At 74.2% G+C, this 14,218-nt stretch carries 14 protein-coding genes; 7 read left to right on the top strand and 7 right to left on the bottom strand.

Annotated features, from left to right (window positions below):
* The first annotated feature begins 11 nt into the window (after positions 1-11).
* Positions 12-1,076 carry a saccharopine dehydrogenase NADP-binding domain-containing protein gene (locus tag OUQ99_RS12170; RefSeq protein WP_267949547.1) on the top strand — a complete coding sequence of 355 codons (1,065 nt, stop codon included), beginning with the start codon at positions 12-14 and terminating at the stop codon, positions 1,074-1,076.
* Positions 1,077-1,113: 37 nt separating this feature from the next.
* Here OUQ99_RS12170 and OUQ99_RS12165 read toward each other — a convergent pair whose 3' ends face one another.
* Positions 1,114-1,611 carry a MarR family winged helix-turn-helix transcriptional regulator gene (locus tag OUQ99_RS12165; protein ID WP_267949546.1) on the bottom strand — a complete coding sequence of 166 codons (498 nt, stop codon included), beginning with the start codon at positions 1,609-1,611 and terminating at the stop codon, positions 1,114-1,116.
* Between the two features lie 39 nt (positions 1,612-1,650).
* Here OUQ99_RS12165 and OUQ99_RS12160 point away from each other — a divergent pair, with 39 nt between their 5' ends.
* Entirely contained in the window at positions 1,651-1,845 is a 195-nt protein-coding gene (locus OUQ99_RS12160) for a hypothetical protein (protein ID WP_267949545.1), read from the top strand.
* 86 nt (positions 1,846-1,931) lie between these two features.
* On the opposite strand, the gene OUQ99_RS12155 is transcribed toward OUQ99_RS12160, so the two are convergent.
* Positions 1,932-2,582 (bottom strand): CatB-related O-acetyltransferase, encoded by a 651-nt coding sequence (locus OUQ99_RS12155; protein WP_267949544.1) that lies wholly within the window; start codon positions 2,580-2,582, stop codon positions 1,932-1,934.
* Positions 2,583-3,026: 444 nt separating this feature from the next.
* Here OUQ99_RS12155 and OUQ99_RS12150 point away from each other — a divergent pair, with 444 nt between their 5' ends.
* On the top strand, positions 3,027-3,536 hold the full coding sequence (locus OUQ99_RS12150; protein WP_267949543.1) for a DUF2255 family protein: 510 nt from the start codon (positions 3,027-3,029) through the stop codon (positions 3,534-3,536).
* Positions 3,537-3,780: 244 nt separating this feature from the next.
* Complete coding sequence (gene bla / locus OUQ99_RS12145; protein WP_267949542.1) at positions 3,781-4,695, top strand: class A beta-lactamase; 915 nt, start codon at positions 3,781-3,783, stop codon at positions 4,693-4,695.
* Positions 4,696-4,877: 182 nt separating this feature from the next.
* On the opposite strand, the gene OUQ99_RS12140 is transcribed toward bla, so the two are convergent.
* A complete protein-coding gene (locus OUQ99_RS12140; protein WP_267949541.1) occupies positions 4,878-6,068 on the bottom strand; it encodes an MFS transporter in 1,191 nt (396 codons plus the stop codon).
* Positions 6,069-6,210: 142 nt separating this feature from the next.
* Between OUQ99_RS12140 and OUQ99_RS12135 the strand changes: the two genes are divergently transcribed.
* Positions 6,211-6,693, top strand: coding sequence for a YbaK/EbsC family protein (locus tag OUQ99_RS12135; protein ID WP_267949540.1), 483 nt, complete (start codon positions 6,211-6,213; stop codon positions 6,691-6,693).
* A 55-nt stretch (positions 6,694-6,748) separates the two neighbouring features.
* On the opposite strand, the gene OUQ99_RS12130 is transcribed toward OUQ99_RS12135, so the two are convergent.
* The 3 genes from OUQ99_RS12130 to OUQ99_RS12120 all read right to left on the bottom strand — a co-directional run bounded on the left by OUQ99_RS12130 (position 6,749) and on the right by OUQ99_RS12120 (position 9,140).
* Positions 6,749-7,369, bottom strand: a complete 621-nt coding sequence (locus OUQ99_RS12130; RefSeq protein ID WP_267949539.1) for a maleylpyruvate isomerase family mycothiol-dependent enzyme — start codon at positions 7,367-7,369, stop codon at positions 6,749-6,751.
* A 114-nt stretch (positions 7,370-7,483) separates the two neighbouring features.
* A complete protein-coding gene (locus tag OUQ99_RS12125) occupies positions 7,484-8,209 on the bottom strand; it encodes a class I SAM-dependent methyltransferase (protein ID WP_267949538.1) in 726 nt (241 codons plus the stop codon).
* A gap of 235 nt (positions 8,210-8,444) precedes the next feature.
* Complete coding sequence (locus OUQ99_RS12120) at positions 8,445-9,140, bottom strand: tectonin domain-containing protein (RefSeq protein ID WP_267949537.1); 696 nt, start codon at positions 9,138-9,140, stop codon at positions 8,445-8,447.
* 492 nt (positions 9,141-9,632) lie between these two features.
* Between OUQ99_RS12120 and OUQ99_RS12115 the strand changes: the two genes are divergently transcribed.
* Complete coding sequence (locus OUQ99_RS12115; RefSeq protein WP_267949536.1) at positions 9,633-11,948, top strand: FdhF/YdeP family oxidoreductase; 2,316 nt, start codon at positions 9,633-9,635, stop codon at positions 11,946-11,948.
* A gap of 94 nt (positions 11,949-12,042) precedes the next feature.
* Here the strand turns inward: OUQ99_RS12115 and OUQ99_RS12110 are convergent, their stop codons facing one another.
* The gene (locus OUQ99_RS12110) at positions 12,043-13,383 is read right to left on the bottom strand and encodes a TIGR01777 family oxidoreductase (RefSeq protein ID WP_267949535.1); all 1,341 of its coding nucleotides are present in this window, start codon (positions 13,381-13,383) and stop codon (positions 12,043-12,045) included.
* Positions 13,384-13,568: 185 nt separating this feature from the next.
* Between OUQ99_RS12110 and OUQ99_RS12105 the strand changes: the two genes are divergently transcribed.
* The gene (locus tag OUQ99_RS12105) at positions 13,569-14,204 is read left to right on the top strand and encodes a histidine phosphatase family protein (RefSeq protein ID WP_267949534.1); all 636 of its coding nucleotides are present in this window, start codon (positions 13,569-13,571) and stop codon (positions 14,202-14,204) included.
* The last annotated feature ends 14 nt before the right edge of the window (positions 14,205-14,218 follow it).

The raw sequence follows: 14,218 nt of genomic DNA, 5'->3' as shown, positions 1-14,218 counted from the left end.
AGGGGGAACCGATGGGATCAGGATTCGCGGTGGCGGTGGTCGGCGCCTCCGGGCACACCGGGCGGTTCGTGGCGGCGGAGCTGCGCCGCCGCGGCCACACCCCCGTCCTCGTCGGGCGCGACGCGGGCAGGCTGCGGGACCTGCGGGCGTCCCACCACCCCGGGGCGCCCGCCCGGGCGGCGTCGATGGACGACCCGGCCTCCCTCGACCGGGCGCTGGAAGGCGCGGACGCCGTGGTCAACTGCGCCGGGCCCTTCGCCGTGACCGCGGCGCCGGTGGTCGGGGCGGCGCTGCGCGCGGGCGTCCCGTACGTGGACGTGGCGGCCGAGATCGAGGCGAACAGGGACACGTTCACGCACTTCGAGCAGGACGCCCGCGAGGCGGGGGTCGCGGTGGTGCCCGCCATGGCTTTCTTCGGCGGGCTCGGCGACCTGCTGGCCACGGCGGCGGCGGGTGACTGGGGCGGGGCCGACGAGGTGCACGTCGCCTACGGGCTGAGCGGCTGGGCCCCCACGGAGGGGACCCGCGCCGCGGGGCGGGTGTCCCGGCGGAGGAGGGACGGCCGACGGGTCGTCTTCGCGAACGGGAGGCTGGAGTACCGCGACGGCGCCCCTCCAGCCGCCGAATGGGCGTTCCCAGAGCCGCTGGGCACACGTGCGGTGGTCGGCGAGTTCACGATGGCCGAGGTCACCACGATCCCCCGCCACCTGGACGTCCGCGAGGTGCACACGTACATGACGGTCGAGGCGGCCACGGGCCTGTCGGCCCCGGCCGCGCGGACGCCGGCCGGGGCGGACGGTCCCGACCGGCCTGCGGAGACCTTCCTCGTGCGCTCGGGCGGCGCCGAGCGGCGCGCGTTCGCCACCGGCCGGGACATCTACGCCGTGTCCGCGCCGCTCGCGGTGGAGGCGGTGGAGCGGATCCTCACCGGGCGGACCGGGGCCACCGGTGTGGCCTCCGCGGGTGAGATGTTCGACGCGGCGGACTTCCTGCGCGCCCTGTCCCCGCACGTGGCGACGGGCCCGCTCCACGGAGAGCGGGCGCCCGGCGCGGAGCCCCCGGCCGCGGCGCCGTAGCGGCGGCCGGGACCGGTGGCGGTCGCCCGGCGGGGACTCAGGTCCCCTCGATGCGCGACAACCAGGTGGCCAGCAGCGCTTCGAGCCGCTCGGCCTCCTCGGCGGTGAGGGCTTCCAGGAGGCGCCGCTCGTCCTGCATGTGCTCGGTGAAGGCCTGGTCGATGAGCGTCCTGCCCGCCTCGGTGAGCGTGACCGTCCGGCCCCGGCCGTCCCCCTCGGCCCGGCGGCGGGTGACGAGTCCGGCCTCCTCCAGCCGGTCGAGCCGCTTGGTCATGGCCCCGGTGGTGACCATCGTGAACCGGGCGAGTTCGCCGGGCGCCCGCTCGCAGGGCCCTCCCGCGCGGCGCAGCGCGGCGAGGACCTCGAACTCTCCCTCGCTCAGCCCGTGACGGCGGTAGACGACGCACAGGCGGTCGCTCAGGTGGGAGCCGATGCGGTGCAGCCTGCCGATCACCCCCTGCGGGGACACGTCCAGGTCGGGGCGCTCGCGTTCCCACTCGGCCTGGATACGTGTGACGCGGTCGTACTGCTCCATGCCCCCAGTGTAGCTTCCGAGGAAGCTACTATAGCTTCCATGGAAGCTACATGGCGGTGGGCCCTCGTGACGGCGGTCGCCCCCGTGGCCTGGGCGGGCACGTCCCACGTGACGCGGCGCTTCCTCCCCGCGGGCCGCCCGCTGCACCGGTCGGCGCGCAGAGCCCTGCCCGCCGGGTCGCCGCTTCCCGCGGTGCGCCGAACGCTCCCGCACGCCCCGGCGGGGCCCCGGTGAACGGCGGTACCGGTGGGACCCGGCCGTGCCCTGCCGCTGCCCGGCGGGGCCCGGCCCCCGCCGGGCAGCGGCCCCCGTGCCGGGCCTCAGCCGCCGGACCCGCCCGGCGCCGCGGCCTCCAGGTCGTCGACGCTGCCCGACATGATCGTGCGCACGTGCTCGGTGATGTGCTCGGCGGGCCAGTCCCACCAGGCCACCGCCAGCAGGCGGTCCACGGTCCCGGCGTCGAAGCGGGTGCGGATGAGCCGGGCGGGGTTGCCGCCGACGATCCCGTAGTCGGGCACGTCGGAGGTGACGACGGCTCCGGAGGCGATGACCGCCCCGTGGCCGATCCGCACGCCGGGCATCACCGTCGACCCGTGGCCGAACCACACGTCGTGGCCGACCACCGTGTCCCCCCGGCCCGGCAGCCCGGTGATGAGGTCGAAGTGCTCCGACCACGAGCCGCCCATCGTGGGGAAGGGGAAGGTCGAGGGGCCGTCCATGCGGTGGTTGGCGCCGTTCATGATGAACCGGGTCCCTGTGCCCAGCGCGCAGAACCGGCCGATGACCAGCTTCTCCGGCCCGTAGTGGTAGAGCACGTTGCGCGTCTCGAACGCGGTCGGGTCGTCGGGGTCGTCGTAGTAGGAGTACTCCCCGACCTCGATGAGCGGGGACGTCACCAGGGGTTTGAGCAGTACCACACGCGGCTGCCCGGGCATCGGGTGGAGCACGGTCGGGTCGGCGGGCACGGGCATGGCGGGATATCCCTCGGGTCGTGGGGTGTCGGACCGTCCGATGATCCCAACACGGGACGCGCCGGTCCAGGCGTTTGCGACCTGCGGGTCCGCGCGGGCGCCCCCCGCGCGGGCGCCGCTCCGGGCCGGGACGGCGCAAGGGTGGGTGTGTCAGGGCCTCCCTCCGGAGGTCCCCGGATCCTAGCCTGGAGGGGCGGGGGCGGTCCGGGTGCCGTCCGCACCGCTCCCCCGGCGGGGAGCACGGCCCCCTGCCCCCGGGCGCCCTCCGGAACGCCGTACCGCACGCCCCCGCACCCGTCCGGCGCGGGGGACGGCGGCCGACCGGGGAGCGGCCCCGCGGGGGCGCGGACCGTGCGCGGTCCACCGGATCTCGCTCCGCCACCGCGTGCATGCGATTCCCCCCTGTAGGACACCTCGAACGGAAAGCGAGTTGACGAGACGCCGATGACGTGGACTCCCGAAGAGTTGACGCTGTACTCCTCCACCGAGGAGATCGTCCTGACGGTCGCGCACGGCAGGCGTGTGCTGAGGCGCGGCCGGAGGGTCTGGGTGGTGCGCGAGGGGGACGACCTCTACGTCCGCTCCCTGGGCGGCCACGCCTCCGACTGGTACCGGAGCGCGCGGATCCACCGGAAGGGCACGGTCCGGGCCGCGGGCCTGCGCAGGAACGTCGTCTTCGAGCCCGCCGACCCCGGGACGCGTGAACGGGTCGACGCCGCCTACCGGCTCAAGTACGGCCACTACGCCGCGGCCTTCCTCGACACGGTGACCGGGGACCAGGCGGCCTCCACGACGCTCCGGCTCGTGCCGTGCGCCACGCGGACGCAGGCGCCGGCGTGCTCCGCGGCCGCGCTCCCGGCCGGCCGCGGCTCCCGGATCCGCTCCCCGCTGGGCCCGGCCGGGCGCTGGCACGCCCTGTTCGAGCGCCAGCGCCGCCAGGAGGAGAAGGCCTGAGGCGGCCGGGACGGCCGAATCCGACCGCGGCCGACCGCCACAGGCTGGGTTCATGTCGTTTCCGCATGGGACTGGTCGTTTCCGTCTTGGACGGTATCGGCGTCCGGGCCCAGACTACGGACAGGGCCCGGAAAGGGGCAGGTCGCAGCGGGTCGTGTCCCGCCGTGTCCGCCCTTTCCGACCCTGTCCGTTCCGCGCCGCCCGGTCCTCCGGGCGGCGCGCACCAGACCACGAGGAGACGCACATGTTGTTCCCCACCGCCCGCAGGACCGGGTTCGCGGCCCTGGCCGCGCTCGCGCTCGTCCCCGCCGCGGCCTGCTCCGGCTCCGCCGCGCCCGCCGAGGCGGAGCCGGCGAGCGCGGAGGTGACGGCCGAGGACCTCTCCGGTGAGTTCGAGCGGCTGGAATCGGAGTTCGACGCCCGTCTCGGGGTCTACGCGGTGGACACCGGGACCGGGGAGGAGGTCTTCCACCGCGCCGACGAGCGGTTCGGCTACGCCTCCACCCACAAGGCGTTCACGGCGGCCCTGGTCCTGGGGCAGAACACCCCCGAGGAGCTGGAGGAGGTCGTCACCTACACCGAAGAGGACCTGGTCGACTACTCCCCCATCACCGAGCAGCACGTCGACACGGGGATGACCCTGCTGGAGGTGGCCGACGCCGCCGTCCGCCACAGCGACAACACCGCCGCGAACCTGCTGTTCGAGGAGCTGGGCGGACCCGAGGGGTTCGAGGAGGACATGCGGGAGATCGGCGACGACGTGATCTCGGCGGACCGGATCGAGACCGAGCTCAACGAGGTGCCGCCCGGTGAGACCCGGGACACGAGCACGCCGCGCGCCATGGCCGAGAGCCTGGACATGTTCGTGCTCGGGGACGTCCTGGAGGAGGGCCCGCGCGACGTGCTCACCGAGATGCTCCTCAACAACACGACCGGCGACGAGCTGATCCGCGCCGGAGTCCCCGAGGACTGGCGTGTCGGTGACAAGACCGGCGGCGGCAGCCACGGTTCGCGCAACGACATCGCCGTCGTCTGGCCCCCCGAGGACGACCCCATCGTCATCGCGGTCATGTCCACCCGCGAGCAGGAGGACGCCGAATTCGACAACGCCCTGGTCTCGGGGGCGACCGAGGTCGTCGTGGAGGCCCTGGCCCCGTAGGGCCCCCGGCCCGCGCCCGGGCACAGCTCCCGGGCCGGGTCCGTCCTCCGCGAGGGGGTGCCCAACACGCGGCGCGTGTGGGAGGGGTGGAACGCCGGGGAGTTCGCGGGATGAGCCTCCCGCACCGGTTCCGTCGCGACACGGCCGAGAGGCCCGGACGGGACCTCCGGGCGACCGGGGGATCACCCCCGGGTGCGCGCGCCCGGCGCCACCGCGACCGCGGCGGCCGAGAAGACCGCGCTCGCCGCGAACACGGCGGGCAGCCCCGCGGTGGTGATCACCGCGGCCATGAGGACCGGCGTGAGCGTGGTGCTGACGGCCTGGAGCCAGTTCTGCACGGCCAGGGCCCGCCCGGCCCACGCGGTCCCGGCGATCTCGGCGACGGCGGTGAAGGTCAGGCCGTTGTGCCACATCGTCAGCACGAGGCAGGCCAGCAGCAGGGGCACGGCCGTCCTGTCCCAGACCCCGGGCAGGAGGGCGAGGAGGACCAGGCAGACCCCGGAGACCGCCGCCAGCCACCGCACCGGCCGCATCCGGTCGCCGGTCCGGTCCGACCGGATCCCGAGCAGCAGGCGTCCCGCGGCGCCCGGCACCTGGGCCGCCGCGACCACCGCGCCCGCGGCGGGTGCGTCCCACCCCTGTTCCTGCACGAGGTAGACCACCGCGTACGTCATCAGCGCGACCTGGGGGACGCCGAGGAGCATGCTCACGCCGTGCACCCGCCAGATCGGGCGGCGCCGGTACGGCGACCCGGCGGCGGGAGGGGCCGCCTCCCCTTCTTCGGACGCGTGTCCGCGCGCGGGCCGGTGCGGGGGCGGGCCCGGCGCCACGGCCAGCAGGAGCGGCACCGCCAGGAGCGCGAGCACTGCCGGGAGCGTCATCGCCGCGACGAACCCCCACGCGTCGGCGGCGCCGGGCAGCACCAGGGCAGAGATCCCCACGCCCAGCGGGAGCGCCGACTGGCGGATCCCCATGGCCAGGCCCCGCTCCCCCGCGTCGAACCGGGCCAGGACCAGCCGGCCGCTGGCCGCGTTGACCGGACCGCCGACCGCGCCCACGAGTGCCAGGACCACCGCCGCACCCCACACGTCCGTGACCAGCCGGAGCGCGCCGAGCGCACCCGCCGTGAGGACCAGGCTCAGCGCCATCGTCGACCGCTCCCCGACCCGGTCGATCACCACGCCCCACAACAGGAGGGTGAGGAGCAGGCCCAGGGACGGGAGCCCCGCCAGTACCCCCGCCTGCGCGGTCGTGACCCCGAAGGCGTCCCTCAGCTGCGGGAGCACGAGGGGGACGCCGAACATGGCGGACACACTGGCCACCTGCGCCACCATGCTGACGGAGAGGACGGTCCAACGGTTCCGTACGCGCACCCCGACAGCCTAGGCGCGGGACGCTCGGGGCCGGGTCGTCCGGCGCCCCTTCACCGGTCCCCGGGCCCGGGGGCGCGCGCGGGCGTAGCCTGCCATCCTGGAGCACACCCATGCCCACCGGACCGAGTACGGGGAGACACAGATGGCGGACGGGAAGAACCTGCCGGAGCGCAGTCGACAGGTGGTCGAGGCGCTCGCCCGGTTCGGGGCGCGGGACCGGGTGCGGGAACTGCCCGCGTCGACCCGCACCGCGGCGGAGGCGGCCGAGGCGCTGGGCTGCGAGGTCGGGGCGATCGCCAACAGCCTGGTGTTCATGGCCGACGGGAGCCCGCTGCTGGTGATGACGAGCGGACGGCACCGGGTGGACGTGGCCCTGCTGGCCGAGCGCCTGGGCAGGCAGGCCATCAGGCGGGCCGAGCCCGGGGAGGTGCGCGCCGCCACCGGCCAGGTGATCGGCGGGGTGGCTCCCGTGGGCCACCCGGCGCCCGTCGAGACGGTCGTGGACACCGCGCTGGAGGAGTACCCGCGGCTGTGGGCGGCCGGCGGCACCCCCAACACCATTTTCCCCACCGACTACGCGGAGCTGCTGAAGATGACGAACGGGACCCCGGTCGCCGTCAACTGACCGGGTGCGGAGCCGGGGCCGGCCCGGCGGCCCCGACGCCACGGCCCGGGCGGCCTCAGCAGCGTTCGCGCAGGACCGCGACGCCCTCGCCCTCCAGGTCGTCGCAGTACGCCGCGCGGCCGGTCATCGCCATGACGAGCGCCAGGGTCGGCCCGGAGACCGGGAGCCCGGAGCCGGTGGCGAAGGGGCCGTCCGTGGCGGCCAGGCGCAGCCCGCCGATCCTCCCCTTGGCCACGACCACGAGGTCGGTGCCGCTGTAGTACTCGGCCAGGCGCGTGAGCGTCTCGACGGGGTAGGCCCGGCCGATCCCCAGGGGACGGCGGATGTCCTCCCCGTGGACCACGGTCTCGCCCAGGCACGCCACGACCGGGCCGACGGGGGTGGTCGTGTTGGCCGCGACGCGGCGGAAGTTCTCCAGGGTCTCGGCCGGGCTCCCTCCGAGCTGTTCGGCCAGGCGCATCTCCACCTGCTTGTCGAAGTCGAACCTGCAGCGAATGACCCCCGCCATCCACCGGGCCCAGCTCAGCCCGGCGGCCGACGCCAGGTGGGCGAGGACCTCGCGGACGCTCAGACCGGTGCACAGGGACTCCGTGGCCCACTGCCGGTCGGTGAGGTCCGCGAGGTCGGCGGCGAGCGAGGCCCGTTCGGTGTGCACGGTCGGCCAGAGTGCGTTCATGCGGGGAGCCTAGGCTCCGGCACCGACATCCGGGCCGAGGCGCGTCCCCCCGCAGCGGATCCTCCGGGCGGCCGTCCGGGCGCCGGGGGCGGGGGGCGGGCCCGGGCGCGTTCCTCAGCCGCCGACCGCCCGGGCGACGGTGACGATGACGGTGCTCCCGGCCGTGAGAGGGCCTCGCGACCAGTCGCCGTGGCGCTCCTCGGCCTCCATCCCGGCACCGCGCAGGAAGGCGTCGACGCCCTCCGGGCCGAGGAACCGCAGGCGCCCCCTGTCGACCCGGAGCGGTTCGCCCTCCCCGGTCGCGGTGGTCTCGGAGAACGTGACCACGTCGCCCTCCACGGACTCGACCCGGTGCGACACGCGCAGCGCGCGGCCCCGGTGGTCGACCACGTCGGTGGCGTTGTCCGGGGTCCAGCGCTCCCAGGCACGGGCGAGGGGGTTGCGGGTGCCGAACACGAACCTCCCTCCGGGGACCAGCGCCCGCCGGATCGCGGCGAGCGAGGAACGGAGTTCGCTGTCGGACACGAGCGTCTGGAAGGCGTTGCCGGCCATGACCGCGAGCTCGAACTCGCGGTCCCACGCCATGTCCTCGGCGCGGCCCCCGACCCAGGCGACGTCGTCGCGCACGCGCGCCCGGCCGAGCGCGGCGGGGTCGGGGTCCAGCCCGCAGAGCCGGCCGCCGTGCCCGTTCTCGCGGGCGCGGCGCAGCAGTGTGCCGGTGCCGCACCCCACGTCCAGGACGGATGCGGAGGCCATGACGTGGGAGAGGTAGAAGTCGTCGCTCGGATCCCAGGGGTTGAGGACGTCGTAGAGGGCGGCCGTGTCGGCGTCGGAGTACATCGCCGCAGTGTCCTGTCGGACCGGCCCGTTCCGCCAGGGGTTTTCGGCCGGACCGGCCGCCGGAGCGGGAACCTCCCCGCGTACGCGAGGTGCGCTGCGGGCCCGGACCGGCTCCGGTGGTGCGCGCCCAGACCGCGCGAGGTGCGCGGCGTCCGGGCCGGTGGGGCCGCGGCGGCCCCGGGGTGTTCCCCGCGGCGGTCCGCCGCGGGGAACACCCGTCCGTCGCGCTCGGTCCCTAGGGCTGGTCACCGGTGTAGCGGTAGATGGCGCCGGCGGAGTTGACGCCCCACACCGTGCCGTCCGCGGCCGCGCTGATCTCCTTCAGCCCGCCGGGGATACCGACCCAGGGGTTGGCGTCGTCATTCGTGAAACGATAGATGCCACCGGCGGAGTTGACACCCCACACATTGCTCCGGGAACCGGCGGAGATTCCCGACAGACCGCCCGAGATTCCCTTCCAGTGGGACGAATCCAGATCACCCGTGTAACGGTAGATCTGGTTGTTCGCATTGACACCCCACACCGTGCCGTCCGCAGCAGCACTGATGTCGACCAAACCCCCAGGAACATTGACCCAGGGGTTGGCGTCGTCATTCGTGAAACGATAGATGCCGCCAGCGGAGTTCACGCCCCACACATTGCTCCTGGAACCGGCGGATATCCTTGTCAGACTGCCGGAGATACCCTTCCAGTGGGACGAACCCAGATCACCCGTGTAACGGTAGATCTGGTTGTTCGCATTCACCCCCCACACCGTGCCGTCCGCAGCAGCACTGATGTCGACCAAACCCCCAGGAACATTGACCCAGGGGTTGGCGTCGTCATTCGTGAAACGATAGATGGCACCGCCGGAGTTGACACCCCACACATTGCTCCTGGACCCCACCGAGATCTTCGTGAGGTTACCGGGAATGTTCTTCCAGTGAGCCATGGAACTCATCTCTGTTCGCTTGGGATTCTACGCCGAACCACTAAGTGGACTTCATGTCGCGACCGCCCGACCCCCGGAGCACGGTCCGAATCCGCGGGGGGCGGCACATCCTCCGGAGGACCACAGGGGTCCGGAAACCGGTCGTTCCCTTCTCTTCCCCTCCAGGCCCGGGACCGTCGCACCACCGAGATGCCCGCCGCCGGGGAACCGCAATCCCCCCTGGCCCGCTCCGGCCAGTATCCCGAAAGGCACGACCGGAGAAAAACAACCGTGATAAGGAAATGACAAAAACACCGAACAAACAGGAACATATAGAGAAGGAACTATATTGGCATGTCATGACAAATACTGCGGACAGTGCGGCAGCACGTCCGCCAGCCGGCGGCACCGCCTCACGGAGGGCCGCCCTCCCTCGGGCCCGGAGGGCCGCACCGCCCCTGACCGGCCGGGCAGCTCCCCCGGCGTCACGGTGCCACGGGACGCGATGCCACAATGCGAAGTGTGAGACACCAGAACTCCGTACAGCACGATCCCGCCCAGGACTCCCCCACGGTGGGCCCGCCCAAGACCAGCGCGGCGGGCATGCCCGCCGTGCTCAACAGCGTCCGCCACGTCGGTGAACAGGCCGGGGTCCGGCGCGGGCTGCCGGCCATGCTCGCGATCAACCAGAAGCGCGGCTTCGACTGCCCCGGCTGCGCCTGGCCCGAGGGCGACAAGCGGCACACGGCGGAGTTCTGCGAGAACGGCGCCAAGGCGGTCGCCGAGGAGGCGACCTCCCGGGCCCTGACGCCCGAGTTCTTCGCCGAGCACCCGGTCGCCGAACTGGCCGAGCGCTCCGGCTACTGGCTGGGGCAGCAGGGCCGCCTCGCCCAACCCATGTACCTGGCCGAGGGCGCCTCCCACTACGAGCCGGTGAGCTGGGACCGCGCCCTGGACCTGGTCGCCGAGGACCTGCGGGGGCTGTCCTCCCCCGACGAGGCCGTGTTCTACACCTCGGGCCGCACCAGCAACGAGGCCGCCTTCCTCTACCAGCTGTTCGCCCGGCAGCTCGGCACGAACAACATGCCGGACTGCTCCAACATGTGCCACGAGTCGTCGGGCTCCGCCCTCACCGAGACGCTGGGCGTGGGCAAGGGCAGTGTCTCCCTGGAGGACCTGCGCAAGGCCGACCTGATCATCGTCGCCGGGCAGAACCCCGGCACCAACCACCCCCGGATGCTCTCCGCCCTGGAGAAGGCCAAGCGCTCCGGGACCCGGATCATCACCGTCAACCCCCTGCCCGAGGCGGGCATGCGCGAGTTCCGCAACCCGCAGAAGGCGGGCGGCCTGCTCGGGCGCGGCACGGAGCTCACCGACCTGTTCGCGCAGATCCGTCTGGGCGGCGACCTCACCCTGTTCTCGGCGGTCAACCGGCTGCTGCTGCAGGCGCAGGAGCGCGGGGAGGAGGTCCTGGACCGCGACTTCATCGCCACCCACACGCACGGGTTCGAGGAGTTCTCCAAGGACCTGCTGGCCGAGCCGGACGAGGAGTTCTGGCCCCGGGTCGAGAGGGCCACCGGCCTGGAGCGGGAGCTCGTCGAGCGGATCGCGGAGATGGTCACCGGGTCGGAGCGGATCATCGTGTGCTGGGCGATGGGCCTGACCCAGCACAAGCACTCGGTGCCGACCATTCGCGAGGTCGTCAACTTCCTGCTGCTGCGCGGCAACGTGGGGCGCCCGGGCGCGGGCGTGTGCCCGGTGCGCGGCCACTCCAACGTGCAGGGCGACCGGACGATGGGGATCTTCGAGCGCCCCGCGGAGGCGTTCCTGGACGCCCTGGGCGCGGAGTTCGGGTTCGAGCCCCCGCGCGAGCACGGCCACGACACCGTCAACGCCATCCGCGCGATGGCCGACGGCGACGTGCGGGTGTTCTTCGCGATGGGCGGCAACTTCGTGGCGGCCACGCCCGACACCCTGGTCACCGAGGAAGCGATGCGCCGGGTGGGGTTGACGGTGCACGTGTCCACCAAGCTGAACCGCTCGCACGTGGTGACGGGGACGCGGGCGCTGATCCTGCCCGCGCTCGCGCGCACCGACCGCGACCTGCGCGACGGCGAGCCCCGGTGGGTGACCGTGGAGGACTCGATGGGCAAGGTGCACGCCTCCCACGGGGTGCTCCCGCCCCTGTCGGAGGGCATGCGCTCGGAGGTCGACATCATCTGCGACCTGGCCCGGCGGGTGCTGGGCGAGGAACCCGTGGCGTGGTCGGAGCTGTTCGACTACGACCGGGTCCGCGACCACGTGGCGGCGGTCGTGCCGGGGTTCGAGGACTTCAACGCCCGTGCGCGCAAGCCCGCGGGGTTCACCCTGCCGCACGCGCCGCGCGACGACCGGCGCTTCCCGACCGAGACGGGTCTGGCGAACTTCACGGTCAACGGCACGTACGCGCCGGAGGTGCCGGAGGGCCGGCTGCTGCTGCAGACGCTGCGCTCGCACGACCAGTACAACACCACCGTGTACGGCCTCGACGACCGGTACCGGGGCATCAAGGACGGCCGCCGGGTCGTGCTGGTCAACCCGGAGGACGCACGCGAGCTGGGGCTGGAGGACGGCTCCTACACCGACCTGGTGGGCGAGTGGCGGGACGGCCGGGAGCGGCGCGCGGCGCACTTCCGTGTGGTGCACTACCCGACGGCGCGCGGGTGCGCGGCCTCCTACTTCCCGGAGACCAACGTGCTGGTCCCGCTGGACTCCACGGCGGAGGTGAGCAACACCCCGACGTCGAAGTCGGTGGTGGTGCGCTTCGAGCCGGACTCCGGCGCCGCCTGAGGCGGAAAGGCTCCGGCACGGCGCGGGGGTGCGGCCCACGGGCCGCACCCCGCCCCCGGCGGGCGCCCGCCGGGGGGACGGCCGCGCCGCCGCCTCACACGGGGCGCTCCCGGCCGAAGAGGTGGGCGAGCGCCCCCTCCAGTCGCGGGTACCGGAAACGGTGCCCCGCCGCCTCCAGGCGGGCCGGGGCCACCCTCTGGTCCGCCAGCGCCACCTCGTCCGCGCCCTCCCGTCCCAGCAGGAGGGCCGGCCCCCAGCCCGGCACCGGCAGCGCCGCGGGACGGCGCAGGGTGCCGGCGAGCACGTCGGCGTGCTCGGCGCCGCGCACCGGGTTCGGCGCCACCCCGTTGACGGGGCCCGTCAGCGCCCCGTCCAGGACGGCGCGCACGTAGAGGTCCGCGAGGTCGTCCACGCCGATCCACGACATCCACTGCCGGCCGTCGCCGATCCGGCCGCCCAGCCCCGCCGCGAACAGCGGGTACTGCAGCCCCAGCACTCCCCCGGCGGGGCTCTGCACGATGCCCGTACGCACCTGCACGCACCGGGCGCCGCCCCCGGCCGCGGGTTCGGCGGCCTCCTCCCAGTCCGCGACCAGGTCGGCCAGGAACCCCGTCCCGCGCGGACTGTCCTCCGTGAGGACCTCGTCCCCCCGGTCCGGCCCGTAGTAGCCGATCGCCGAGGCGGTCACGAACACGCGCGTCCCGCTGCGGGCCACCAGGCGGGCGAGGGCGCGCGTGGGGCCGACACGGCTGTCCCGCAGGGCCTCCTTGTGCTGCTCCGTGAACCGCCCGAACAGCGGCTCCCCCGCCAGGTGCACCAGGGCGTCGACGCCTTCGAGCAGGTCGGCGGCCGGTTCCCGGGGGTCCCAGCGCCGTTCGCCCGCGTGGGCGGGGTCCCCGCGCACCAGCCGGACCACCCGGTGCCCGCCCGTGGTGAGCAGCGAACACAGGGAGCGCCCCACCAGCCCGCCCGATCCGGTGACCGCCACGGTCACCGGACGGTCGTGCCAGGCCCGCGCCCGGGCCCCGGCCGCCAGGTCGTCGGCGAGCTGGGCGTGGCGGTAGGCGAACATGGGCCGCAGCAGCGCCTCGGGGACGGAGGTGGCGACCCGGTCGACGACGCGGGTGCTCTCCCCGGTCTCCGCGACGAAGTCGTGGGCGTGCGTCCAGGACAGCAGCGCCGCCAGCGGCTGGGACACCAGCCGGTCCGCGAACCTGCGGGGCGGGTCGTGCCGCTCCGGAAGGTGGCGGGCCTCCCAGCGCAGGCCGCCGGGGAACGAGAGCACGGCCACGCCGTCGGCGAGGGAGTCCGCCTCGGCGGTCAGGCGCACCGGCTGCCAGGGCGGGGCCAGCCGGGCGAACGCGCCCGGCCGCGCGTGCCAGTCGAAGACCTCGTCGCGCGGTGCGGGCACCACGCTCGAATACCGGAAGACCATGGTCATCCCTCCGTGTCGCGTGTGGCCACGGTAACGCGGAGGCGACCGGCTGCCGCGCGCCGCCGGGCCCGCCGCGGGTCGCTCCCGCGGTCGGCACCGCCCGCCACCACCCCGAACCGACCGGACGGTATGTCAACAGGGCCCCGGTGCGCCGGCGGTCCGGGGCCCGCTCGTACCCTGGCGCCATGCCAGCGATCTATCTCATCCGCCACGGGAAGGCCTCCCCGGAGGCCGAGGACTACGACGAGCTGAGCCCCACCGGCCACGAGCAGGCCCGGCTGCTCGGCGCCGAGCTCAAGCGGCGCGACCTCCGGATCGGCGCGGTCGCCACGGGGGCGCTGCGCCGCCAGCGCCAGACGGCGGCGGCCGCCCTCGCCGAGGCGGGCATCGACACCGCACCGGCCACCGACCCCCGCTGGGACGAGTACGACCACCTCGGCCTGCTCGGCTCCCACCTCACGGGGACGGGCACGCTCCAGGAGCGCCTGGACGCGGCCCTGACCTCGTGGATGGGCGCCGGGGGGAGCGGACCCGGCACCTGGGAGGGGTTCCGCGAGGGGGTGAACGCAGCCCTGTCCGACCTGGTCGCGGGGCTGGGGCGCGGGGAGACCGCGCTGGTGTTCACCTCGGCCGGGGTGGTCGCCGCGGTGTGCTCGACCCTGCTGGGCGCCTCGTCGGCCGGGTTCCTGGCGATGAACCGCGTGGTGGTCAACGGCTCGGTGAGCAAGCTGCTGCACGGGCGCGGCGGCACCCAGGTGCTGTCCTTCAACGACCACGCCCACCTGGAGCAGGGCGGCCCCGCGCTGATGACCTACCGCTGAGGCGCGGCGCCCCG

This window comes from Streptomonospora nanhaiensis (genome assembly GCF_026642255.1).
GTDB classification, from domain to species: domain Bacteria; phylum Actinomycetota; class Actinomycetes; order Streptosporangiales; family Streptosporangiaceae; genus Nocardiopsis; species Nocardiopsis tropica.
This window is presented reverse-complemented; position numbering and strand designations above follow the sequence as displayed.

Coding starts and splice junctions, on each gene's coding strand:
- OUQ99_RS12170 (WP_267949547.1), top strand. CDS start 12: ATGGGATCAGGATTCGCGGTGGCGGTGGTCGGCGCCTCCGGGCACACC.
- OUQ99_RS12165 (WP_267949546.1), bottom strand. CDS start 1,611: ATGGAGCAGTACGACCGCGTCACACGTATCCAGGCCGAGTGGGAACGC.
- OUQ99_RS12160 (WP_267949545.1), top strand. CDS start 1,651: ATGGAAGCTACATGGCGGTGGGCCCTCGTGACGGCGGTCGCCCCCGTG.
- OUQ99_RS12155 (WP_267949544.1), bottom strand. CDS start 2,582: ATGCCCGTGCCCGCCGACCCGACCGTGCTCCACCCGATGCCCGGGCAG.
- OUQ99_RS12150 (WP_267949543.1), top strand. CDS start 3,027: ATGACGTGGACTCCCGAAGAGTTGACGCTGTACTCCTCCACCGAGGAG.
- bla (WP_267949542.1), top strand. CDS start 3,781: ATGTTGTTCCCCACCGCCCGCAGGACCGGGTTCGCGGCCCTGGCCGCG.
- OUQ99_RS12135 (WP_267949540.1), top strand. CDS start 6,211: ATGGCGGACGGGAAGAACCTGCCGGAGCGCAGTCGACAGGTGGTCGAG.
- OUQ99_RS12130 (WP_267949539.1), bottom strand. CDS start 7,369: ATGAACGCACTCTGGCCGACCGTGCACACCGAACGGGCCTCGCTCGCC.
- OUQ99_RS12125 (WP_267949538.1), bottom strand. CDS start 8,209: ATGTACTCCGACGCCGACACGGCCGCCCTCTACGACGTCCTCAACCCC.
- OUQ99_RS12120 (WP_267949537.1), bottom strand. CDS start 9,140: ATGGCTCACTGGAAGAACATTCCCGGTAACCTCACGAAGATCTCGGTG.
- OUQ99_RS12115 (WP_267949536.1), top strand. CDS start 9,633: ATGCGAAGTGTGAGACACCAGAACTCCGTACAGCACGATCCCGCCCAG.
- OUQ99_RS12110 (WP_267949535.1), bottom strand. CDS start 13,383: ATGGTCTTCCGGTATTCGAGCGTGGTGCCCGCACCGCGCGACGAGGTC.
- OUQ99_RS12105 (WP_267949534.1), top strand. CDS start 13,569: ATGCCAGCGATCTATCTCATCCGCCACGGGAAGGCCTCCCCGGAGGCC.